Raw genomic sequence first — 574 nt, forward strand, 5'->3', positions numbered from 1 at the left:
CGTTCATCAAGATTGATTTGAATAATCTTGACAGCTTGCACGCAGCGGCTAAAATGGTAAATTCGCTCGATATTTTGGTCAATAATGCTGGAATTCCTGATAGTGTCAAGCCTGGGCGCGCGGCGCTCGACATGGCCAAGCACACATTTGACTATACAACTGAGGATCTGCGCACGACGATGGAAACGAATTTTCTCGGCACACATGAACTCATCAAAAGTCTGCTGTCATCTCTGACAGACAACGCGAAAATCGTCAACATCACCGTTCCGATTTCGCCGACCGACTTTTGGCACCCGCTCGCTTATATTACGAGCAAAGCAGCACTCAACGTGATGACACTGACTTACGCTTACGAGTTTGAAAAAATGGGCAGCCATCGCCAGATTTTCGGCATCATGCCTGGCGCTGTCGCAACCGACTTGAACGGTATGGAAGCTGGTGCGCACGGCGGATTCGTCAAGTCTCCCGAAGCCGCTGGGCAGTTGAGTACCGACATTATTCTGTCTGGTCAGAATCAAAATGGACAAATTATTCAGTACGATGGAAAGATTGTTACAGATTATGAGATTCA

Annotated in this window: 1 protein-coding gene; it reads left to right on the top strand. The window is 47.7% G+C overall.

Features of this window, described 5'->3' with window-relative positions; genetic code table 11:
* The coding region (locus tag H7C18_RS34520; RefSeq protein ID WP_185133680.1) for an SDR family NAD(P)-dependent oxidoreductase at positions 1-574 on the top strand (574 nt) is incomplete at both ends.

The organism is Cohnella zeiphila (genome assembly GCF_014212055.1).
Taxonomy (GTDB): domain Bacteria; phylum Bacillota; class Bacilli; order Paenibacillales; family Paenibacillaceae; genus Cohnella; species Cohnella zeiphila.